Genomic DNA, 20,877 nt, shown 5'->3' on the forward strand with positions numbered 1-20,877 from the left:
GGGTAATATGAATTACGCAGCCCGCGGCACGATGCTTGCCGCGATCCTGTTCTGCTCGATGGGAACGGCTTCGGCCGATGCGATCCCCGGCATGCGCGGCCACGACCACACCGGCATCACGGTGCCCGACATGAAGCAGGCGGTCGACTTCTTCACCGAAGTCGTCGGCTGCAAGAAGGCGATGTCGTTCGGTCCGTTCGCCGATGACAAGGGCACCTTCATGCAGGATCTTCTGGGCGTCGATCCGAAGGCTGTCATCGAGCAGGTCACCATGGTGCGTTGCGGTTATGGATCGAACATCGAGCTGTTCAAGTACACCGCGCCTGACCAGAAGGATTTGACTCCGAAGAACAGCGATATCGGCGGCTTCCACATTGCCATGTATGTCGATGATGTCGCCGCGGCGAAAGCCTATCTCGACGGCAAGGGGGTGAAGACGCGGTTGGGTCCGCTGCCGGTCAAGGAAGGTCCGGCGGCCGGCCAGACCATCCTCTATTTCCAGGCGCCATGGGGATTGCAACTGGAGGCGATCAGCTATCCCGATGGGATGGCCTATGAGAAGGGTGCCGAGACTGTGCTGTGGAGCCCGAAGAACCCGGACAAGTAATTTCCAGAGCGCGCTTGCGGGGCCAGCCCGCAGGCGCGCCACCCGTGTCCAGCAATCGTTCCAACATGAAACTTTAAGCTTGAAATATTTTATCTCCGGCGCGATACTTGATATGCAGCAAGCGAAGAGGAGATCGCACGGATGAAGGTTGCGGTTCTCGGTGGCGGACCAGCCGGCCTCTACTTTGCCATTTCAATGAAGCTGCGGGACGCCGCCCACGAGGTCACGGTGTTTGAGCGCAACCGCGCCGACGATACGTTCGGCTGGGGCGTCGTGCTGTCGGCCGAAACACTCGACAACCTTGCCAAAAACGACCCGGTCAGCGCTGTATGGATCAAGAAGCATTTCGCCTATTGGGACGACATCGCCGTCATCCATGACGGCGTGCGCACGGTCTCGTCGGGCCACGGTTTCTGTGGCATCGGCCGCAAGCGGCTTCTGATCCTGCTGCAGCGACGCGCGCGCGAACTTGGCGTGAGGCTGATGTTCGAGAGCGATATCGCCGACCCTCAGCACTATATGGAGACGCATGATCTGGTCGTCGCCGCCGATGGGCTGAACTCAAGGGCGCGCAACACCTTCGTCGAAGTCTTCAAGCCCGACATCGACACCCGCAAATGCAAATTCGTCTGGCTCGGCACCAACCAGAAATTCGACGACGCCTTCACCTTCATCTTCGAGAAGACCGATCATGGCTGGGTGTGGGCGCACGCCTATCAATTCGACAGCGAGACAGCGACCTTCATTGTCGAGTGCAGCGAACAGACCTGGGCTGCCTTCGGCTTCGGCGCCATGTCGCAGCAGGAATCCATCGCCGTCTGCGAGCGCATCTTTGAGAAACATCTCGGCGGCCACGCGCTGATGACCAATGCCAATCACATCAGAGGTTCGGCCTGGATCAATTTCCCGCGCGTGCTGTGCGAACGCTGGTCCTACAAGAACCTGGCTCTGATGGGCGACGCGGCGGCCTCGGCACATTTCTCGATCGGCTCCGGGACCAAGCTCGCATTGGAAAGCGCGGTGGCGCTGGCCGAATATGTCAAAACCGAACCGGACCTCGACGCCGCCTTCCGCAAGTATGAGGATGCGCGCCGCACCGAGGTGCTGAAGCTGCAGTCGGCGGCGCGCAATTCGCTGGAGTGGTTCGAGGAGGTCGAGCGCTATCTCGGCCTCGATCCGGTGCAGTTCAATTATTCGCTGCTGACCCGCTCGCAGCGCATCAGCCACGAGAATTTGCGGTTGCGCGATGCCAAATGGCTTGAAAGCGCCGAGGAATGGTTCCAGCGCCAGGCGGGGGCAGGCGGCAACAGGCAGCGCCGGGCGCCGATGTTCGCGCCGTTCAGGCTGCGCGACATGCAGCTCAACAACCGCATCGTCGTTTCGCCGATGGCGCAGTACAAGGCTGTCGATGGCTGCCCGACCGACTGGCATTTCGCCCACTATGCCGAGCGGGCCAAGGGCGGCGCCGGGCTTGTCTATATCGAGATGACCTGTGTCAGCCCGGAAGGACGCATCACGCCCGGCTGTCCCGGCTTCTATGCGCCCGAACATGAGGTTGCGTGGAAGCGGCTCGTCGATTTTGTCCACACCGAGACCGAGGCGAAAATCTGCGCCCAAGTCGGGCATTCCGGGGCCAAGGGCTCGACCCGTATCGGTTGGGAAGGCACCGACGTGCCGCTCGCCTCGGGCAATTGGCCGGTCATGGCGGCCTCGGCGATTGCATGGTCACCTGAGAATCAGGTGCCGAAAGCCATGGACCGTGCTGACATGGACAAGGTGCGCGACGAGTTCGTGACCGCCACCCAGATGGCCGATCGCTGCGGCTTCGACATGCTGGAGATCCATGCCGCGCACGGCTATCTGCTGTCGTCCTTCATCACGCCGGTCACCAACCGGCGCACGGATGAGTATGGCGGTTCGCTGGAAAATCGCATGCGCTATCCCCTGGAAATCTTCCATGCGGTGCGTGCCGCCTGGCCGGCGCGAAAGCCGATCTCGGTGCGCATTTCGGCCAATGACTGGGTCGGCATCGAGGGTGTGACGCCGGCCGATGCGGTGGAGATCGCGCGGATGCTGCATTTGGAAGGCGTCGACATATGCGACGTCTCGGCGGGCCAAACCTCGATTGCCGCCAAGCCTGTCTATGGCCGCATGTTCCAGACGCCGTTCTCGGACCGCATCCGCAACGAGGTCGGCATGGCGACGATGGCGGTTGGCAACATCTACGAGCCTGACCATGTCAATTCGATCCTGATGGCTGGCCGCGCCGACCTGGTGGCACTGGCACGGCCGCATCTCGCCGATCCCTACTGGACGCTGCATGCGGCAGTGACGCTCGGCGACCGTGGCGTCAAATGGCCGGATCCCTATCTGCCCGGACGCGACCAGATCTACCGGCTGGCCGAGCGCGATGCGGCGGCGGGGCTGAAAGTATGACGACGGCCTCGGCGATTTCAGGCAAACATGCGCTGGTCACCGGCGGCGGTTCCGGCGTCGGTCGGGCCATCGCACTCGCGCTGGCCGAGGCCGGCATCGAGGTGACCATATGCGGACGGCGCGACGCCGAGCTTGCCAAGGTGGCAGGCGAGAACGGCCGCGTTCACGCCATGCCGGCCGATGTTACCAACGAGGCGGCGATGACATCGCTCTACGCGCAGGCGGAAGCCTTGCGCGGCCCGTTCGACATCGTCGTCGCCAATGCCGGCATGGCCGGCAGCACGCCGGCGCACAGGACCTCGCTTGCCGACTGGCAGCGGACGCTCGACGTCAATTTGACCGGCGCCTTCCTGACGGTGAAGCCGGCGCTGGCCGGCATGGCCGCGCGCAAGGCAGGCCGGATCGTCTTCGTTGCGTCCACCGCGGGACTGAAAGGCTACGCCTATGTCGCGCCCTATGTGGCGGCCAAGCACGGCGTGGTCGGGCTGATGCGGGCGCTGGCGGCCGAGACGGCGAAATCCGGCGTCACCGTCAACGCCGTGTGCCCCGGGTTTGTCGAGACCGACATGCTGGAGGCATCCGTCCAGCGCATTGTCGAAAAGACCGGCCGCTCGGCTGGCGAGGCGAGGGCGAGCCTTGCCTCGACCAACCCGCAAGGCCGCTTCATCCAGCCGCAAGAAGTTGCCGCGGCGGTGCTTTGGCTGTGCGGCGATGCGGCGGCGTCGATCACCGGACAAGCAATTTCGATCTCAGGAGGCGAAACATGGTAGCCGGCCCATTGCCCGTACCGTCGGGGCCTGGCAAGGACCGGCTGCGTCTTTGGATCAGGCTGCTGCGTGCCTCGCGCACGATTGAGGCCGAACTGCGCGAGCGCCTGAAGAAAGAATTCGATACGACGCTGCCGCGTTTCGACGTCATGGCCGCCCTCTACCGCGCGCCGGAAGGCATGCTGATGAGCGATCTGTCGCGCTTCCTGCTGGTATCCAACGGCAATGTCACCGGCATTGTCGACCGGCTGGTTTCGGAAGGGGTGGTCGCGCGCGCGCGCCGCAATGGCGATCGCCGCACATCCATGGTGCGACTGACCGACGAGGGTTCCAAATCTTTTGCCGCAATGGCCGCGGCGCATGAGGGTTGGATCGGAGAATTGCTGGCCAAGGTCAGCGAGGAGGATGCGCGCCGGCTGACCGGCATGCTGACCTCGTTCCGCAGCAACTGGGAGGGACGCGAATGAGTTCGATGGCCGGCCTCAAGCCGAAGCACTTCCTTTGGGAAGTCGAAGGCAGGATCGCCAGGGTGCGGCTCGACCGGCCGGAGCGCAAGAATCCGCTGACCTTCGCCAGCTATGCGGAACTGCGCGACACGTTCCGCGATCTCGTCTATGCCGACGACGTCGACGCCGTGGTGTTCCTGCCCAATGGCGGCAATTTCTGCTCGGGCGGCGATGTCCACGACATTATCGGCCCATTGGTCAAGATGGACATGAAGGAATTGCTCGCCTTCACCCGCATGACCGGCGATTTCGTCAAGGCGATGCTCAACTGCGGCAAGCCGATCATCGCGGCGGTCGACGGTGTCGCGGTCGGCGCCGGCGCCATCATCGCCATGAGCGCCGACATCCGCATCGCCACGCCGGAGGCCAAGACCGCTTTCCTGTTCACCCGCGTCGGCCTTGCCGGCTGCGACATGGGCGCGTGCGCGATCCTGCCGCGCATCATCGGCCAGGGCCGTGCCGCCGAATTGCTCTACACCGGCCGCACGATGACGGCAGCGGAAGGCGAGCGCTGGGGCTTCTACAACAGGCTGGCCGATGCCGCAGTGCTCGAGGCCGACGCGCTCGAGATGGCGGCGCGCATCGTCTCGGGTCCGACCTTCGCGCACGGCATCACCAAGACGCAGCTCAACCAGGAATGGTCGATGGGCCTCGACCAGGCGATCGAAGCGGAAGCGCAGGCGCAGGCGATCTGCATGCAGACGCGGGACTTCGAGCGCGCCTACAAGGCCTTCCTAGCCAAGGAGAAACCGGTGTTCGAGGGCAATTGATGGCTGACAAGAGTTTCCTCAACTGGCCGTTTTTCGAAGACCGGCATCGCGAACTCGCCGAACGCCTTGATGCCTGGTGCGCCAGGAACCTGCCCGTCGATCACCATGACGTCGATGCCGCCTGCCGCGAACTGGTGGCCAAGCTTGGCCGCGACGGCTGGCTGAAGCCGACGGCGCTCGATACCGACAATCCGGGACCGCTCGATGTCCGCACCTTGTGCATCACGCGCGAGACGCTGGCGCGCCATGACGGGCTGGCCGACTTTGCCTTCGCCATGCAGGGGCTCGGCACCGGCGCGCTCAGCCTGTTCGGCACGCCCGACCAGCAACAATGGCTGGCAAAGACCAGGGCCGGCAAGACGATTTCCGCCTTCGCGCTTTCGGAGCCACGCTCCGGGTCGGATGTCGCCAACACCGAAATGATGGCGAGCCGCGATGGCGACTTCTATATCCTCAGCGGCGAGAAGACCTGGATTTCCAACGGCGGCATTGCCGATCTCTACGTCGTCTTTGCCCGCACCGCCGAGGCACCGGGTGCCAAGGGACTTTCCGCCTTTCTCGTACCTGCTGATACCAAGGGGCTTGGCATTGCCGAGCGCCTTGAAGTGATCGCGCCGCATCCGCTGGCGCGGCTTTCCTTCGATCAAGTCCGGGTGCCGGCTTTGGCGCTGATCGGCAAACCGGGAGACGGCTTCCGCATCGCCATGTCGGTGCTTGACGTGTTCCGATCGACGGTCGGCGCGGCGGCACTCGGCTTTGCCCGCCGGGCGCTGGACGAAAGCATCAGCAGGGTGGCCGAGCGCAAACTTTTCGGCGCTCCGATGGCAGAGCTGCAGATGGTACAAGGCCATATCGCCGACATGGCGCTGGACGTCGATGCCGCGGCGCTGCTGGTCTACCGCGCTGCCTGGACCAAGGACATGGGCGCGGCGCGTGTAACCCGCGAGGCGGCGATGGCCAAGCTGTTCGCCACCGACAAGGCGCAAGAGGTGATCGACAAGGCTGTGCAACTGCATGGCGGCGACGGCGTCCGCAAGGGCCACATCGTCGAGAGCCTCTATCGCGAGATCCGCGCGCTGCGCATCTACGAGGGCGCATCCGATGTGCAGAAGGTGGTGATCGCACGGCAGGTGATGGGCGCGGCCTGACAGCGACGTATTTGATTTTGAGATTTGGTTTTTAAGAATACCGGGGAGGCTTGAAAAATGCACGAGATCCTGCAGCCGGAGGGCTGGGCGAAACCGGTCGGCTACGCCAACGGCATTGCCGCGCGCGGCAGGCTCGTCTTCGTCGGCGGACAGGTCGGCTGGAACGGGCAGTGCCAGTTCGAGACCGACGATTTCGCCGGCCAGGTGCGGCAGACGCTGCAAAACATCGTCGCCGTGCTGGCGGAGGCCGGCGCGGAGCCACGGCACATCACCGCGATGACCTGGTATTTCACCGACAAGGCCGAATATCTCGGCAATCTCAAGGGTATAGGCGAGGCCTATCGCGAGGTGATCGGCCGGCATTTTCCGGCCATGGCCGCCATGCAGGTGGTGGCGCTGGTGGAAGATCGCGCCAAGATCGAAATTCAGGCAACCGCCGTCATTCCGGATTAACGAATTCGTTATTCCCGGATTGATCAGCCGCGCAGCCCCGCCTGCCTGAGCAGCGGCAGCACATGGTCGCAGAAATAGGGCAGTTCCCTGGTGTAGTTGACGAAGGATAGCGCGATGCCCTGGTAGCCATGCCCGGCTATTGCCGCCATCTCGGCGGCAATCGTTTCCGGCGTTCCAACCAGCGGGTAGGTGCCGGCGCCGCCGGCGAAACGCTGCCGGTAGCGGTCATAGGCATGCGGGTCATGCGACTGCGAGAACTCCTTCTTGCCGGCCATATGGGCATCGACCGCATCGTGGTCGGCCAGATCGACGGCATAGCGCGTGTAGTAGGCCTGCGCCTCTTCCATGGTTGGTCGGCAGACGACATGCGCCACCGTGTAGACGCCGACATTGCGGCCAACCTTGTCGGCCCGCTCGCTGATGTCGGCGACATGCTTGCCGGCATCGCCCATTTCCGAAAAGGTGGTGAACAGATAATCGCATCGGGCGGCGGCGAAATCGCGGCCCGGGCCACCGAAAGCCGCGTTCATGGTCACCGGGCGTGGAACCTGCAGGCTCGCCGGCCGGCTGACCGCTTCCTTCAGCCGATAGTAGGGGCCTTCATAGTCCAGAGGCTGGTCCGAGGCGTAAAGCTTTTCCAGGATTTCGATCCATTCGGCGGCCTGGTCGTAGCCCTTTTCGACCAAAGGCGTGCCGAACATGCCGAATTCCTTCGGGTTCCAACCGCAGACGATGTTGAGACCGGCGCGGCCATGGCTGATATGGTCGACAGTTGCCAGCGCCTTGGCGGCATAGAGCGGATGCACCAGCGGCACATGCACGGTCATGAACAGGCCGATCTGCTCGGTGGCCACCGCCAGCGCTGCCGCCCAGGTGAAGGTCTCGAACGACCATTCGCGCACCTTGTTGCGGCCGCCAAAGCCACGCCAGCGCGCGATCGGCAGCATAAATTCCAGCCCGGCGCGGTCGGCGGTCTGCGCCGCCGTCAGATTGTCCTGCCAGCTTGCCGTCCAGCGTTCCGGCACATCGGTGATGGCCAGACCGCCATCGGCATTGGTCGAAAAGACGCCGAGCTTCAGTTTGTTCGAGCCGTGCAGGGGATGCGTTTTGATCATCATGGGAACTCGTGGCGGGAGACCGACACGCTAGGCCCGCGCAAAAATATTTCAAGCCTGAAATAGCTTCGCCTCGCCGCCGATTGCGGATATCAATTTGGAGGGGAAAAGGGGATGGATATGAGCGCGTTCCGTCAGAAGTGCATCGGCAAGACCAATCTCGTCGGCTCCTTCGCCGCTATTCCCCATCCCGTCGCCGTCGAAGTGATGGCGCTCACCGGCCTCGACTTCGTCTGCATCGACTGGGAACATACCCAGATCGCGCGCGACACGATCGAAACCATGGTGCGCGCGGCCGACGTGCATCGCGTGCCGGCCATGGTGCGTGTTCCCGGTCATGCGCCGGAAGCTATCCAGGCGGCGCTCGACAGCGGCGCACAAGGCGTGCTCGTGCCGCGCGTCTCGACCGCTGCTCAGGCCGAGGCGGCGGTGAAAGCCTCGCGCTATCCGCCGCTGGGCGAGCGCGGCGTCGGGCCTGGCCGCGCGGCCGGCTATGGCTATCGCATTCCCGAATATCTGGCCGCGGCCAATGACAGGGTGGTCGTCGCGGTCCAGGTCGAGACATCGGAGGGGCTGGCCAACATCGAGGCGATCGCGGCCATAGACGGCATCGATGTGGTCTTCGTCGGCCCCGGCGATCTCTCCGTGTCGATCGATGCGATCGGGCCCAAAGGCGTGGACAAGCTCAATGAGGCGATCACAAGGATCATCCGCGCGACCGTCGCGCATGGCAGGACATCGGGTATATTTTGCGCCAGCCCACAGACGATCAGCCAGTGGGCCGCTATCGGCGCGAGCTTCTTCGTGCTGGCCAGCGATACGATGTTTCTTGGCGCCGGCGCTGCGGCCAACTGCACCGCTGCGCGCGCCGAGCTGCGGTGAGACGGGCGGGATCGGGCAAAAACTTTTTAAGCTTAAAACTTTTTCCTTGAAAAGCGCAGCACATTGGATAGCATCCAAACTCGATGGCGACTGTCGTGCCGGTGGGGCTTGCCGGGCAGTCCGTCGCGGTGCTCCGGGTGGGAGGGGTTTCAGTCCTTGTCGTTCATACTGCCCCAGTCATCGTCCAGCGCGCGTTATGCTTTCGACGGCGTACGTGCCCAGATCCGTGACCTGCACACCGAAAACATTGCCAACCTTGCCGTGCGCGCCCGAGAACTGGGCGACGTGATCGCGCTCTGGTACGGCGAAGGCGACATGGTGACGCCCGCTTTCATCCGCGACGCGGCGAAGGCCGCCTTCGATGAAGGCCAGACGTTCTACGTCCCTAACATGCGTGGGCACCCCCTACTGAACGAGGCGCTGTCGGAATACCAAACGCGCATTCACGGCCGGACGATCCCGATTGCGCGCACCACGGTCACGCCCGGCGGCATGCAGGCGCTGTACCTGGCGCTGGAACTGCTGGTCGATACCGGCAGCAACGTCGTCTATGTCGCGCCGCAATGGCCCAACATCCACAACGCCATCCATCTGATCGGCGGCGAGCCAAGGCCGTTTTCGCTCGACTTCAAGGGCGACTGGCATCTCGATCTCGACCGGCTGTTCGCCACTTGCGATGCGCGCACACGCGCGATCTTCCTGTCGACGCCGTCCAACCCGACCGGCTGGACCGCGTCGCGCGAGGAGATGCAGGCGCTGCTCGACTTCAGCCGGCGCACCGGCATCTGGATCATCTCCGACGAGGTCTATGGCCGGCTCTATTTCGACGGCAATGTTGCTCCTTCCATCCTGCAGATCGCCGAGGATGGCGACCGGGTGCTGTCGGTCAACAGTTTTTCGAAGGCGTGGGCGATGACCGGCTGGCGCATCGGCTGGCTGACGCATCCGTCGGGGGTGGCCGACCAGCTTGGCGCCATGACGCAGTACATCAACAGCGGCACCGCCGCGCCTATCCAGGCAGGCGCTGTCGCCGCCATCCGCCAAGGCGAGCCGCTGGTCGAGGAGATCAGGCAGCGGATCAAAACCGGCCTCGACCTTGCCTATGACAGGCTGGCCCAGATTCCCGGCATCATCCTGCCGACGAAACCGCGCGGAGGCATGTATGCCTTCTTTGCCATGGACGGCGAAAGCGACGCCCGGCAGGCCTGCGCCAGGATACTGGAGACGGCGCGCGTCGGGCTGGCTCCCGGCCACCTCTTTGGAAATTCGGCAGCGGCCTTCCTGCGGATGTGCGTGTGCCGTGAACGCGACCAGATGGCGACCGCGCTCGAGCGCATGGTCGCCGCCATGAATTGACGCCCCGCTGGGAGGTGGGACGGCAACAAACCGTGCGGGAGCAAACCCGCCCGATCACAACCAGAGGGAACACAAAATGAGCTTCACTCGTCGCAACCTGCTTCTTCTCGCCGCCACGATCGGCATCGCTGCCGGCCCGGCCACCGCCTTTGCCGCCGATGTGCTCAATGTCGGCGCCTACCCGACCAATCCGCCCTTCGAATACAAGAACGAGAGCGGCACTTTCGAGGGCTTTGAAGTCGACATCGTCAACGAAGCGGCCAAGCGTGCCGGCATGACCACCGACATTGCCGACCTCGGCTTCCAGGCGCTGTTCGCGGCTGTCAGTTCCAACCGCATCGATGTCGCGATCTCCTCGATCACCATCACGCCGGAGCGACTGAAAACGCTGTCCTTCACCCAGCCCTATTATGACTCCGACATGGGCATTGCGACGAAGACCGATAGCGCTGTTAACACCGAGGCCGACCTCAAGGGCAAGATCGTCGGCGTGCTTTCAGGCTCGACCGGCGAGACCTGGGTCAAGGCGCATCAGGAGGCTGACGGCTACAGCGACGTGAAGGGCTATGACACGCAGCAGAATCTTCTGCTCGACCTCAGCGCGGGCCGCGTGGACGCCGCCGTCAGCGATATTCCGGGCATGGAATACTCCTTCACCAAGATGAAGGACCTGAAGGTCAAGCAGCGCATCAAGACCGGCGAACAGTACGGCCTGATGATGAGCAAGGACCATCCGCTGCTCGGCAAGCTGAACGACGCGCTGACCGCGATGAAGAAGGACGGAACGCTGGCCGCGATCCACAAGAAGTGGTTCGGCAGCGACGCGCCAGCCGATTCCTCGACGGTCAAGGAAAGGCCGCTGCCCAAGGCCTGACCGGCAATGCACTTAAATCGTGCCGGCTCCCAGGCCGGCACGATTCATTTCACGCTCCGGCGCCTGCTGCCACACGGATAGCCTCATCGGAGGCAAGGTCGATTGGTTTTAACTTGAGCATCCTTTGCTCTGGGGTTCGGGAACGCTCCCATGTCGCTGATCGACACCTTCTTCAATCCTGACGTGATCATGTCCAGCCTGCCGGCGCTGTTGCGTGGCTTCCTGAACACGCTGCTGCTCGGCATTTTGAGTATCGGCATCGGCATTCCCATCGGCCTGGGGATCAGCCTGTTGCGGCTCTATGCGCCGAAGCCGCTGCGCTGGCTGGCGGTCGGCTACACCGACATCTTCCGGGCCCTGCCGGTGCTGGTGGTGCTGATCCTGATCTACTATGCGCTGCCCTTCCTCGGCATCCGTCTGTCGTCCTGGGCCTCCGCCGTGACGGCGTTCGCCATCATCATGTCGGCCTATTCAGCAGAAGTGTTCCGCTCCGGCATTGAGAGCATTCCGAAAGGCCAATTCGAGGCAGCACAGGCGCTCGGCCTGCCTTTCCTTTTGACCTTGCGCAAGGTGGTGCTGCCGCAGGCGATCCGCGTGGTCATCCCGCCGATGACCAGCAATTGCGTTTCGATGTTCAAGGACACGTCGCTCGCTTCCACCGTTGCGCTGCCTGAACTGTTGAAGGAAGCGACCAACGCGCAATCGCTCTATGCCAATCCCTCGCCGCTGATCGGCGCCGCTTTGGTCTATCTCATCTTCCTCTGGCCCATGGTCCGCCTCGTCAGCCTGCTCGAAGACCGCTTCAAGACCGAGAAGACGCGCTGACCTCATCAACCGTCCCGCTTCCCAAGCCATTCGCAGGAGATACAGTTGAGCAATTCCCAAGCCGCCGGCGGCTTTCCGGTCGACACCATCCGCGCCATGTTTCCGGCCTTGCAGCGCGCCGGTGATTTCATCTTCATGGACAACGCCGCCGGCGCGCAGATCCCGCAGAGCGTGCTCGATGCGGTGACCAACCACCTGGTCTCGCACAATGTGCAGCGCGGCGGACGTTACGGCCGCAGCGTCGCGGTCGACCAATCGGTCGCCAATGCGCGCGAGAGCGTGGCCTTGCTGATCAACGCCTACAGTCCGTCGGAAATCTGCTTCGGCATGAACGCCACCTCATTCATCCGCTTGGTCAGCCTCGGCATCGGCCAGATGCTGGCCAAGGACACAGAGCGCGACGAGATCGTCATCACCGATATGGACCACGACGCCAACATCGCGACGTGGCTGGCGCTGGAATCCGCCGGAGCCAAGTTCAAGTGGTGGCGCATGCGCGAGGACGGCAACCTGCATGTCGACGACCTCAAGCCGCTGGTTTCTGAGCGCACCCGTCTCGTCGCCTGCACGGTGACGGCGCACTCGATCGGTTCGATCGTTGATGTCGCTTCCGTGGCCGCGATCGCGCATGCGGCCGGCGCCGAAGTGTTCCTTGACTGCGTGCATTACGGACCGCACGGGCTGATCGACGTGCAGGCCTGGGACTGCGATTATCTCGTCTGCTCCGGCTACAAGAATTTCTCGCCGCATATGGGCTTTCTGTGGGGCCGCTTCGAAACGCTGAAGCGGCTGCCGACCTTCCGCGAGGATTTCATCCCCGACGAGCCGCCTTACAAGGTCGAGGCCGGCACCTTCATCTACGAGAACGTCTCAGGCATGGATGCCGCGGTGCAGTACCTGGAACTGATCGGCCGCAATCTGGCGCCCTCCAACAACCGCTCGCGGCGCGACAACATCGTTGCCGGCATGGGCGCCATCCGCGACTATGAAATGCTCCTGGCGCGCGAGATGCTCGCCGTGCTCAAGGGATGCAATGCCACGATCTACGGCGTCGCCGAGGAAGCCCGCATCAACGAACGCGTGCCGACATTCTGCTTCAACATCGGCAAGCTGTCGCCGCAGCGGATCGTCGAGGAAATGGCTGACATGCAGATCGGCATCCGCGACGGCCATATGTATGCGCCCCGGCTGATGAAGCGTCTCAACCTGTCGATGGACAGCGGCGCCATCCGCGCCTCGCTGGTCCATTACAACACGGTCGACGAGGTCAGGCGTTTCGGCGAGGCACTGCGCGCCGTCATCGCAAGGCTGTCGTAGCTGGTCCTTAAACCTCTCCGGCGCGGAACATCGGCCCGCCCTTGTGGGCCGGGAAGCCATAGCCGTTGATCATCACCAGATCGATGTCGGAGGCACGCGCCGCGATGCCTTCGGCGAGTAATGCCTTGCCCTCTTCGGCCATTGCCGCCAGCAAGCGCGTGACGATCTCATCGGGCGAAAAGCGGCGCGGCACGATGTCCTTGGCCGCTCGCACGGCCTCGATCAGCGCCGTTACTTGCGGGTCGCTCCTGCGTTCGCCGTCCGAATAATCGTACCAGCCGCGCCCGGTCTTGCGGCCGAAGCGGCCGACCTCGCACAGCCGGTCGGCGATTTCGACATAACGTGCTTGCGGATCGCGCATCGCCGCCTGTCGCTTGCGCCGCGCCCAGGCTATCTCCAGCCCAGCCATATCGTTGACCGCGAAGATCCCCATCGGGAAGCCCCAGGCCTCCAGCGCGGCATCCACCTCATCGGGTGCTGCGCCATCCTCCACCATGAACTCCGCCTCGCGGCGGTAGGCGGAATAGATGCGGTTGCCGATGAAACCCTCGGTAACGCCGCACACGACAGGCAGCTTGCCGAGCTTCCTGACGAAGGCGATCGCCGAGGCGAGCACATCGGGCGCCGTCGCCGCGCAATCCACCACTTCGGTTAGCCGCATGACGTTGGCCGGGGAGAAAAAATGCAGGCCGACGATCCGTTCGGGCCGGGCGGTTGCCGAGGCGATCTCGTCGGGGTTGAGGTAGCTGGTGTTGGTCGCAAGGATGGCGTCCGGGCGGACGATACGTTCGAGCTTCCGGAAGAGTTCGGTTTTTACCGCGAGATCGTCGAACACTGCCTCGATGACCAGATCGGCCTGCACCAGCCTGTCGGCTTCGCTGGCCGCTTCAAACCGGCTCAGCGCCTCCCTGCGCGCATGATCGGTGAGACGGCCGGATTGGACTGACTTGTCGAGAAGGCCGGCGATACGCGCGTATCCTTTTGCCGCGGCGTCGTCGGTCTGCTCGACGCCGATTACGCCATAGCCGGCATTCAAGGCCGAGACCGCGATGCCTGCACCCATCAGGCCGGTTCCGACGATACCGACGGTCTCGACCTTGCGAGGCGTGACACCCTCCAGCCTGTCGACTTTGCTGGCTTGCCTCTCGGCAAAGAAGACGTGGCGCAACGCTGCCGTTTCGCGAGAATCCCGGAGGCGCAGGAAGGTCGCGCGTTCGTCCGCAAGACCGTCCTCAAGTTTGGCCGTGGACGCAGCCTGGACCAATCTCACGGCTTCTGCAGGCGCGATCTGTCCACGGCTGCGGGAAAGCACCTTTCTTGCGGCTGCCGCTTCGGCTTCGGGTTGCGAGCGTGGGACGGAAAGCGCACCCGTGCGCCGCAAGGGTTGGCCAACGAGACGGCGGACGACATCGAGCGCGCCTTCGGGAAGATCGTCGGCAATGGTATCGATCAGACCGAGAGCGAGCGCTTCGTCGGCATTTGCGGGCCGACCCGTGCCGATCAGGTCAATTGCGGCGACCGTGCCGATGAGGCGGGGCAGGCGTTGGGTTCCGCTGGCCCCAGGCACTAACCCGAGCTTGACCTCGGGCAGGCCGAAGCTGGCCGCCTTGCTGGCCACCCGGTAGTGGCAGGCCAGCGCAATCTCGCAGCCGCCGCCGAGCGCCGCGCCGCCTACTGCCGCCACGATCGGTTTGGCGAAGCTCTCGATCGCTTCGATCACGTCAGGCAGTGTGGGCTCGATAGCGGGCTTGCCGAATTCCTTGATATCGGCGCCACCGATGAAGGTGCGCCCAATGGCGGTCAGCACCACGGCAGACACTTCATCCGACGCCGCACGCCCAAGCGCATCCATCAATCCGGCCCTGACATGGAAGGACAGCGCGTTGACCGGCGGATTTTCGATCGTGACGACGAGAACGCCATCGACGATCTTGCCTGTGACACTCTCGGAAAATCGTGCTGTGTTCATGGAGTTTTATCCCGGAACGACGGCAAATCTTCCTCCTCCTTCTGCTCTCCGCCAAATGCCGGTGTCCCGGCTCGGACGGATGAAGCGCCATGGATCTTCAAAATAATTTCAAGCTTAAAATAATTAGAATTCGAAAAACTTCAAGCCTACCGGAGTCGACTGCAAAAGGCGTCGCTACCACGACGGTGATCGGTCAGACTTGACGGTTGCACTGCGGTGCCGGGTCAAGGCGAGTTTGTGGAAACCTTCGGCAGCAGGGCTTTGAAATAGTCGATCGTCTGTTGCAGCCCGGCTTCCAAAGTCACCGTCGGCTCCCAGCCGACAAGCCTTTTGGCAAGGGTGATATCGGGCTGGCGGTGCCGCGGATCGTCTTGCGGAAGATCGCGGTAAATTATATCCGAACCTGATCCGGTCATCTGCGTCGTCAGTTCGGCCAAGCGCCTGATCGTTACTTCCCTTGGATTGCCGATGTTTACTGGACCGGTCACCTCCGGCCCCGTATCCATGAGGCGCAGCATGCCGCTCACCAGGTCGTCGACGTAGCAAAACGACCTTGTCTGTGAGCCGTCGCCGAAAATGGTTATCGGTTCACCACGAAGCGCCTGCACGATGAAATTTGAGACAACCCTGCCGTCTGCCGGGTGCATGCGCGGCCCGAACGTATTGAAAATCCGCGCGACCTTGACCCACAAGCCATGTTGTCGGTGATAGTCGAAGAACAGCGTTTCGGCGCAGCGTTTGCCTTCATCGTAGCATGAGCGCGGCCCGATCGGGTTTACATTGCCCCAGTAACTCTCGGGCTGCGGATGCACAGACGCGTCACCATAGATCTCGCTGGTGGAGGCCTGAAAGACTTTGCATTTCAGCCGCTTTGCCAGTCCAAGAACATTGATGGCGCCGTGCACGGCGGTCTTGATCGTCTGAACCGGGTCGTACTGGTAGTGAACAGGCGAGGCCGGACACGCCAGGTTGTAAATCTCATCGACTTCGACGTAGAGCGGAAAGGTCACGTCATGGCGCATGAATTCGAAGCGGGGATGCTTGGCCAAATGGTCGATATTGCGCTTTGATCCGGTGAAAAGGTTGTCGACACACAAGATTTCGTCGCCTCGTTCCAACAGGCGGTCAATAAGATGCGAGCCGATAAACCCTGCGCCCCCGGTAACGAGAATGCGTCTGCGGCTGTCATAGAGTCTGGCCAATTTCTGCTCCCAGGCAAATGCTGATCGACCAGATATCGGTCGCCACACGCAGGATACGACGTGTCCGCAGCCAATGCACAAGGACCAAACTGAAATTTCGCAGATCCGCTCGGTGCCGATGCGAATTCCGATCCGGGCATTTGGTTTGATCAGAAGGCACGATTGAGGCCGATAGTGGCCTATGGATTGGCAGCAGAGAATATCAGCCCTGTCGTCAGGGCCGCCGCTGCGTAGATGGCCGGCAGAACCTGACGGTTCACCCCAATCCGCAGCAGAGAGTGGCTCGAAACCCGGTCCTGCTGGATTTTATCCACAACATCGATGACATCGGCGGATGGCAACATGAAAAAAACGGTGACGCCTATTTGCGTGAGACATTCCTCTTCGCGATAGAGCATCGTTGAATTGGCCAACAGCCTGCCATACAAGCACGTCGGCTCAACAGGTGGCTCGAGGAACCCCACGGATGTCCGAACGCATTGCAGTTATCGGCCTGGGTTATGTCGGCCTGCCGGTAGCCATTGCCTTTGGGAAGGTTTTCCCCGGCACCATAGCTTTTGACATCAGCGAGCGTCGGATCGGGGAATTGCGTGGCGGCGTCGATCGTACGGGGGAAGTTGACGCAACGGCGCTCAAGGAGACCTCGATAGGGCTGACCACCGATCGGGAGATGTTGAAAGGCGCTACTTTCTTCATCGTTGCCGTGCCAACCCCTATCGACGCAAATCGCGCTCCCGATCTAGCTTCTTTGAAACTGGCGTCCGAACTCGTCGGCGAGGCGGTGAGCAAAGGCGCCGTCGTCGTTTTTGAGTCGACAGTCTATCCAGGTGTGACCGAAGATTTCTGTGGGCCGATCATCGAGCAGGTTTCCGGCCTGCGACATCCCCGCGACTTTGCCCTCGGCTATTCGCCCGAACGCGCCAACCCCGGCGATCGGGAACACTCGCTGCAAAAGATCGTCAAAGTCGTCTCCGGCGAGAATAACGAGACGCTGGAGCGCATCGCGAACGTTTATGGCCGTATCATCGATGCCGGCGTCTACCGCGCCCCGTCGATCAAGGTGGCCGAGGCAGCGAAGGTTATCGAGAACACCCAGCGCGATCTGAACATCGCGCTGATGAACGAACTGGCAATGATCTTCGAGCGGCTCGATATCCGGACGCAGGATGTTCTTGATGCTGCGTCGACGAAATGGAACTTCCTTCCCTTCAAACCGGGGTTCGTCGGCGGCCACTGCATCAGCGTCGATCCATATTATTTGACCGCCAAGGCCGAGGCCGAAGGTTACCATCCGCAGATCATCCTCGCCGGACGTCGCATCAATGACGGCATGGGGGCCTTCGTCGCCCAGCAGGTTGTCAAACGGCTGATTGGTTCTGACACGCCCGTCAAAGGGGCTTCTGTCGGCATTCTCGGGCTGACATTCAAGGAGGACGTGCCGGATTTGCGCAACAGCCGCGTTTTCGACATGGTCAAGGAACTAAGGCAGTTCGGAATTGTCCCCAAAGTCCATGATCCCCTTGCCGATGTCGAAACCGCTCGGCGTGATCACGGCGAAACAATCCTGCCGCTCGATGAGATAAACGATTTGCAGGCGCTTGTTCTGGCGGTGCCTCACAGGCAATATCTCACCAACGAAAGAGCGCGTCTTTTTCAAATGATCAGGCCGGGGGGGACACTGTTCGATGTCAAGTCGGCCATCAAGCCCAATGAAGTTCCCGACAACATAAAATACTGGAGCTTGTAAAGCTCGCCTGAAATTAACGCTAGGATATGCAGTGACATCAAGCAGGCCGATACTGATCACCGGCGCAGCCGGGTTCATAGGGTTTCATCTTTGCCTGAGGCTGCTTGCCGAAGGACGCCAGGTTATCGGCCTCGACTCCATGAACGAGTATTATGACGTCAGCCTGAAGCAGGCTCGTCTCGAGCGGCTGAAAGCGTTTTCGAATTTTTGTTTCGAGCATGCCGATCTCACGGAGCGGGACCGTATTTCGGAGCTCTTCCTCTCGGCCGCGCCGGAGGTTGTCGTCAATCTCGCGGCGCAAGCCGGCGTACGCTATTCGATCAGCAATCCGCACGCCTATGTGGAAAGCAACCTCAGCGGCTTTGTCAACATCCTGGAAGGATGCCGGCAGGCCTCCGTCGGCCATCTGGTCTATGCATCGTCGAGTTCGATTTATGGCGGCAGCACCCGCATGCCGTTTTCCGTGCACGATCCGGCGGACCATCCGCTCAGCCTTTACGCCGCAAGCAAGAAGGCGAACGAGCTGATGGCGCACACATACAGCCATCTGTTTCGACTGCCGACCACCGGGCTGCGTTTTTTCACCGTCTATGGTCCGTGGGGGCGGCCGGACATGGCGCTGTTCATCTTCGCCAAGGCTATCCTCGCCGGCGAGCCGATCGAGGTCTTCAACTATGGCAACATGCAGCGGGATTTCACCTATATCGACGACATTGTCGAAGGTATTATCCGCGTCATGCAGCAACCCGCGACACCCAATCCTGAGTGGAAAAGTGTCGCGCCAGACCCAGCGACCAGCAACGCCCCGTTCAGGATTCACAACATCGGCGGCAATTCGCCCGTTCAACTGAACCGATTGATCGAGGTGCTCGAAGACGCGCTGGGACGCAAGGCAAACCGCAACCTCAGGCCACTTCAGCCAGGCGACGTTCCGGCAACTTTCGCCAATGTCAGCTCGCTCGAGGAGGCGACCGGCTTCAAGCCCAAAATCCCGATCGAAATAGGGGTTCCGCGCTTTGTCGAATGGTACCGGGAGTTCTACCGAGCATGATCGGACGCTTCGCCACTTGGAGGCGGCTGGCTCCTGACCAGCCATGGCTGGCGCATGCCGCTCGGAAAACTCAATAAGCCGCAGCCGAACTGGGTGTTGCCTGAAGGCGGTCAATATCTTTCCGGGGCGGCGCACCGAACAGGCGACGATATTCTCGGCTGAACTGCGAAGGGCTGTCATAGCCCACCGCGAACCCGGCCGTGCCTGCGTTTGCGCCGCCGGCAAGCATAATCCTTCGCGCCTCCTGCAGGCGCAGCTGCTTCTGGTATTCGAGCGGGGTCATGCGCGTAATCGCCTTGAAATGGGCATGAAGGGACGACGCGCTCATGCCTGATGCCGCCGCAATCTCTTCGATGCGCAGTTGTGCCTGGAAATGATTGCGGATCGTGGCGATGGCGCGGCTGACCTGGTTCAGGTGGCTGTCCACCGACGCCATCTGGCGAAGCGTGTCACCGTGCGGTCCGGTGAGGAGCCGGTAAAGGATTTCGCGTTCGATCAGCGGCGCCAGCACGGTGACGCTCTCGGGGCGATCGAGCAGCCTGACAAGCCGACAGGCGGCATCAATCAGGTCGGGGTCACTTGGATAGGCAGCTAACACCGGCAGATCCCTGCTGGGGGATGCACGTCCTTCTTTCACAAGCAGTTCGGCCAGCGCGGTGGAATCAAAATCTATCTTGCAACAGAGGTAGGGCGCCGCCGGGCTCGCCTCCAACACATGCCCGACCAGCGGCAGGTCGACCGAGACGAGCAGGTAGCTCGATGCGTCATAGACCACGCTCTGGTCGGCCAGCGAGACGCGCTTCGATCCTTGGGCGATTATGCAAAGCGACGCCTCGTAGACCGCAGGCACGGGTGCACTGGGCTGGTTGGCGCGAATGAGCGACAGCCGCGGCACCGCAGTGCCGGCCATGCCAGATTTCGGCGCAAAGCGGGTGATTAGCTCGGCGAGTTCATTGATTTTCTCCATGCCGCATAAATCTTCATGGCGCGAAATGTTGCAAGGCATTTCGAGTTCATTTGGAGGATCGTGCAAACTCTTTGGACGATCACGCTACCGCCCTTTACCGGTTCGCCGCCATCTATCTCCCCGCCACCGCAGCGAAAAAGGAAACGATCATGAAGGGACTTAAAGACAAGGTTGTACTCATCACCGGCGCCTCCAGCGGCATCGGCGAAGCGACGGTTCGGGAACTTGCCGGTGCCGGCGCCAGACTGTTCATCGGAGCCCGCCGCACCGAGCGGCTCAAGGCGCTGGCCGCAGAAATAGGCAAAGGCGTGGCGTGGCGCGAACTCGACGTGACTGACGCGGCGAATTTCGACGCCTTTGCCGATGCCGCTCATGCCGAATTCGGGCAGATCGATGTGCTGGTCAACAATGCCGGCGTCATGCCGCTGTCGCCGCTTGCCGCGCTGAAGCGCGATGAGTGGTCTCGCATGATCAATGTCAACATCGGCGGCGTGCTGAACGGGATCGCCGCGGTGCTGCCGCGCTTCGTCGCCCAGAAGAATGGGCATATCGTCAATGTCGCCTCGGTCGGTGCGCATATCGTGCTGCCCACCGCGGCGGTCTATTGCGGCACGAAATATGCCGTCTGGGCAATCACCGAGGGGCTGCGGCAGGAGCATGACGACATCCGCGCCACGATCATCTCCCCCGGAGTGACCGCAACCGAACTGGGCGACGATATCAGCGATCCTCAGGTCGCCACGGCTCTGAAAGAATGGCGGCAGAAGTCGCTCACACCGGACGCCATTGCACGGGCGATCCGTTTTGCGCTTGATCAACCCGATGGCGTCGACGTCAACGAAGTGATCGTGCGGCCAACCGCTGCCAATATGTAGAACTTGCTGC

At 62.1% G+C, this 20,877-nt stretch carries 20 protein-coding genes; 15 read left to right on the forward strand and 5 right to left on the reverse strand.

What is annotated here, in order from left to right; translation table 11 throughout:
• The first annotated feature begins 7 nt into the window (after positions 1-7).
• The 7 genes from NKI96_RS20510 (at position 8) to NKI96_RS20540 (ending at position 6,687) form a co-directional block, all read left to right on the forward strand.
• Complete coding sequence (locus tag NKI96_RS20510) at positions 8-607, forward strand: VOC family protein (protein WP_023682735.1); 600 nt, start codon at positions 8-10, stop codon at positions 605-607.
• Between the two features lie 141 nt (positions 608-748).
• Complete coding sequence (locus tag NKI96_RS20515) at positions 749-3,043, forward strand: bifunctional salicylyl-CoA 5-hydroxylase/oxidoreductase (protein WP_352805816.1); 2,295 nt, start codon at positions 749-751, stop codon at positions 3,041-3,043.
• Positions 3,040-3,813: an SDR family NAD(P)-dependent oxidoreductase gene (locus tag NKI96_RS20520; protein ID WP_023710057.1), complete on the forward strand. Its 774-nt coding sequence runs from the start codon at positions 3,040-3,042 to the stop codon at positions 3,811-3,813. The genes NKI96_RS20515 and NKI96_RS20520 overlap by 4 nt, the downstream gene beginning before the upstream one ends.
• On the forward strand, positions 3,807-4,277 hold the full coding sequence (locus tag NKI96_RS20525; RefSeq protein WP_352805819.1) for a MarR family winged helix-turn-helix transcriptional regulator: 471 nt from the start codon (positions 3,807-3,809) through the stop codon (positions 4,275-4,277). Before NKI96_RS20520 ends, NKI96_RS20525 begins: the two co-directional genes overlap by 7 nt.
• On the forward strand, positions 4,274-5,086 hold the full coding sequence (locus tag NKI96_RS20530) for an enoyl-CoA hydratase family protein (protein ID WP_023692288.1): 813 nt from the start codon (positions 4,274-4,276) through the stop codon (positions 5,084-5,086). Before NKI96_RS20525 ends, NKI96_RS20530 begins: the two co-directional genes overlap by 4 nt.
• Complete coding sequence (locus tag NKI96_RS20535; protein ID WP_352805822.1) at positions 5,086-6,234, forward strand: acyl-CoA dehydrogenase family protein; 1,149 nt, start codon at positions 5,086-5,088, stop codon at positions 6,232-6,234. The genes NKI96_RS20530 and NKI96_RS20535 overlap by 1 nt, the downstream gene beginning before the upstream one ends.
• A 57-nt stretch (positions 6,235-6,291) precedes the next feature.
• Positions 6,292-6,687, forward strand: a complete 396-nt coding sequence (locus tag NKI96_RS20540) for a RidA family protein (RefSeq protein WP_023667806.1) — start codon at positions 6,292-6,294, stop codon at positions 6,685-6,687.
• Between the two features lie 23 nt (positions 6,688-6,710).
• Here the strand turns inward: NKI96_RS20540 and NKI96_RS20545 are convergent, their stop codons facing one another.
• Positions 6,711-7,802, reverse strand: a complete 1,092-nt coding sequence (locus NKI96_RS20545; protein WP_352596977.1) for an LLM class flavin-dependent oxidoreductase — start codon at positions 7,800-7,802, stop codon at positions 6,711-6,713.
• Between the two features lie 120 nt (positions 7,803-7,922).
• Between NKI96_RS20545 and NKI96_RS20550 the strand changes: the two genes are divergently transcribed.
• The 5 genes from NKI96_RS20550 (at position 7,923) to NKI96_RS20570 (ending at position 13,056) form a co-directional block, all read left to right on the forward strand.
• On the forward strand, positions 7,923-8,684 hold the full coding sequence (locus NKI96_RS20550) for an HpcH/HpaI aldolase family protein (RefSeq protein WP_352596935.1): 762 nt from the start codon (positions 7,923-7,925) through the stop codon (positions 8,682-8,684).
• A gap of 156 nt (positions 8,685-8,840) precedes the next feature.
• Positions 8,841-10,040 (forward strand): pyridoxal phosphate-dependent aminotransferase, encoded by a 1,200-nt coding sequence (locus NKI96_RS20555; RefSeq protein WP_023692285.1) that lies wholly within the window; start codon positions 8,841-8,843, stop codon positions 10,038-10,040.
• Between the two features lie 76 nt (positions 10,041-10,116).
• Positions 10,117-10,914, forward strand: a complete 798-nt coding sequence (locus tag NKI96_RS20560) for an ABC transporter substrate-binding protein (RefSeq protein ID WP_023692284.1) — start codon at positions 10,117-10,119, stop codon at positions 10,912-10,914.
• 150 nt (positions 10,915-11,064) lie between these two features.
• Positions 11,065-11,739 carry an amino acid ABC transporter permease gene (locus NKI96_RS20565; RefSeq protein WP_023667812.1) on the forward strand — a complete coding sequence of 225 codons (675 nt, stop codon included), beginning with the start codon at positions 11,065-11,067 and terminating at the stop codon, positions 11,737-11,739.
• Between the two features lie 45 nt (positions 11,740-11,784).
• Positions 11,785-13,056: a cysteine desulfurase-like protein gene (locus NKI96_RS20570; protein WP_023692283.1), complete on the forward strand. Its 1,272-nt coding sequence runs from the start codon at positions 11,785-11,787 to the stop codon at positions 13,054-13,056.
• A 7-nt stretch (positions 13,057-13,063) separates the two neighbouring features.
• Here the strand turns inward: NKI96_RS20570 and NKI96_RS20575 are convergent, their stop codons facing one another.
• The 3 genes from NKI96_RS20575 to NKI96_RS20585 form a co-directional block, all read right to left on the reverse strand.
• On the reverse strand, positions 13,064-15,025 hold the full coding sequence (locus NKI96_RS20575) for a 3-hydroxyacyl-CoA dehydrogenase NAD-binding domain-containing protein (RefSeq protein WP_352805826.1): 1,962 nt from the start codon (positions 15,023-15,025) through the stop codon (positions 13,064-13,066).
• A gap of 224 nt (positions 15,026-15,249) precedes the next feature.
• Positions 15,250-16,227 (reverse strand): UDP-glucuronic acid decarboxylase family protein, encoded by a 978-nt coding sequence (locus NKI96_RS20580; RefSeq protein WP_352805829.1) that lies wholly within the window; start codon positions 16,225-16,227, stop codon positions 15,250-15,252.
• A gap of 179 nt (positions 16,228-16,406) precedes the next feature.
• Positions 16,407-16,640 (reverse strand): hypothetical protein, encoded by a 234-nt coding sequence (locus tag NKI96_RS20585; protein ID WP_198022589.1) that lies wholly within the window; start codon positions 16,638-16,640, stop codon positions 16,407-16,409.
• Positions 16,641-16,693: 53 nt separating this feature from the next.
• Between NKI96_RS20585 and NKI96_RS20590 the strand changes: the two genes are divergently transcribed.
• Both NKI96_RS20590 and NKI96_RS20595 read left to right on the forward strand, forming a co-directional pair.
• Complete coding sequence (locus tag NKI96_RS20590; RefSeq protein WP_023710049.1) at positions 16,694-17,974, forward strand: nucleotide sugar dehydrogenase; 1,281 nt, start codon at positions 16,694-16,696, stop codon at positions 17,972-17,974.
• Positions 17,975-18,005: 31 nt separating this feature from the next.
• Positions 18,006-19,025 carry an NAD-dependent epimerase gene (locus NKI96_RS20595; protein WP_023834918.1) on the forward strand — a complete coding sequence of 340 codons (1,020 nt, stop codon included), beginning with the start codon at positions 18,006-18,008 and terminating at the stop codon, positions 19,023-19,025.
• 70 nt (positions 19,026-19,095) lie between these two features.
• Here the strand turns inward: NKI96_RS20595 and NKI96_RS20600 are convergent, their stop codons facing one another.
• Entirely contained in the window at positions 19,096-19,992 is an 897-nt protein-coding gene (locus tag NKI96_RS20600; RefSeq protein WP_023667819.1) for an AraC family transcriptional regulator, read from the reverse strand.
• Positions 19,993-20,141: 149 nt separating this feature from the next.
• On the opposite strand from NKI96_RS20600, the gene NKI96_RS20605 reads away from it, so the two are divergent.
• Positions 20,142-20,867 (forward strand): SDR family oxidoreductase, encoded by a 726-nt coding sequence (locus NKI96_RS20605; RefSeq protein ID WP_023692277.1) that lies wholly within the window; start codon positions 20,142-20,144, stop codon positions 20,865-20,867.
• Positions 20,868-20,877: the final 10 nt, after the last annotated feature.

The sequence above is a fragment of the Mesorhizobium sp. M0292 genome (assembly GCF_040321695.1).
Taxonomy (GTDB): domain Bacteria; phylum Pseudomonadota; class Alphaproteobacteria; order Rhizobiales; family Rhizobiaceae; genus Mesorhizobium.

What these genes read in the sequence shown, in the direction of transcription:
- NKI96_RS20510 (WP_023682735.1), top strand. Translation starts at nt 8, where the DNA reads ATGAATTACGCAGCCCGCGGCACGATGCTTGCCGCGATCCTGTTCTGC.
- NKI96_RS20605 (WP_023692277.1), top strand. Translation starts at nt 20,142, where the DNA reads ATGAAGGGACTTAAAGACAAGGTTGTACTCATCACCGGCGCCTCCAGC.
- NKI96_RS20515 (WP_352805816.1), top strand. Translation starts at nt 749, where the DNA reads ATGAAGGTTGCGGTTCTCGGTGGCGGACCAGCCGGCCTCTACTTTGCC.
- NKI96_RS20525 (WP_352805819.1), top strand. Translation starts at nt 3,807, where the DNA reads ATGGTAGCCGGCCCATTGCCCGTACCGTCGGGGCCTGGCAAGGACCGG.
- NKI96_RS20560 (WP_023692284.1), top strand. Translation starts at nt 10,117, where the DNA reads ATGAGCTTCACTCGTCGCAACCTGCTTCTTCTCGCCGCCACGATCGGC.
- NKI96_RS20600 (WP_023667819.1), bottom strand. Translation starts at nt 19,992, where the DNA reads ATGGAGAAAATCAATGAACTCGCCGAGCTAATCACCCGCTTTGCGCCG.
- NKI96_RS20550 (WP_352596935.1), top strand. Translation starts at nt 7,923, where the DNA reads ATGAGCGCGTTCCGTCAGAAGTGCATCGGCAAGACCAATCTCGTCGGC.
- NKI96_RS20575 (WP_352805826.1), bottom strand. Translation starts at nt 15,025, where the DNA reads ATGAACACAGCACGATTTTCCGAGAGTGTCACAGGCAAGATCGTCGAT.
- NKI96_RS20565 (WP_023667812.1), top strand. Translation starts at nt 11,065, where the DNA reads ATGTCGCTGATCGACACCTTCTTCAATCCTGACGTGATCATGTCCAGC.
- NKI96_RS20540 (WP_023667806.1), top strand. Translation starts at nt 6,292, where the DNA reads ATGCACGAGATCCTGCAGCCGGAGGGCTGGGCGAAACCGGTCGGCTAC.
- NKI96_RS20535 (WP_352805822.1), top strand. Translation starts at nt 5,086, where the DNA reads ATGGCTGACAAGAGTTTCCTCAACTGGCCGTTTTTCGAAGACCGGCAT.
- NKI96_RS20590 (WP_023710049.1), top strand. Translation starts at nt 16,694, where the DNA reads ATGTCCGAACGCATTGCAGTTATCGGCCTGGGTTATGTCGGCCTGCCG.
- NKI96_RS20545 (WP_352596977.1), bottom strand. Translation starts at nt 7,802, where the DNA reads ATGATCAAAACGCATCCCCTGCACGGCTCGAACAAACTGAAGCTCGGC.
- NKI96_RS20530 (WP_023692288.1), top strand. Translation starts at nt 4,274, where the DNA reads ATGAGTTCGATGGCCGGCCTCAAGCCGAAGCACTTCCTTTGGGAAGTC.
- NKI96_RS20520 (WP_023710057.1), top strand. Translation starts at nt 3,040, where the DNA reads ATGACGACGGCCTCGGCGATTTCAGGCAAACATGCGCTGGTCACCGGC.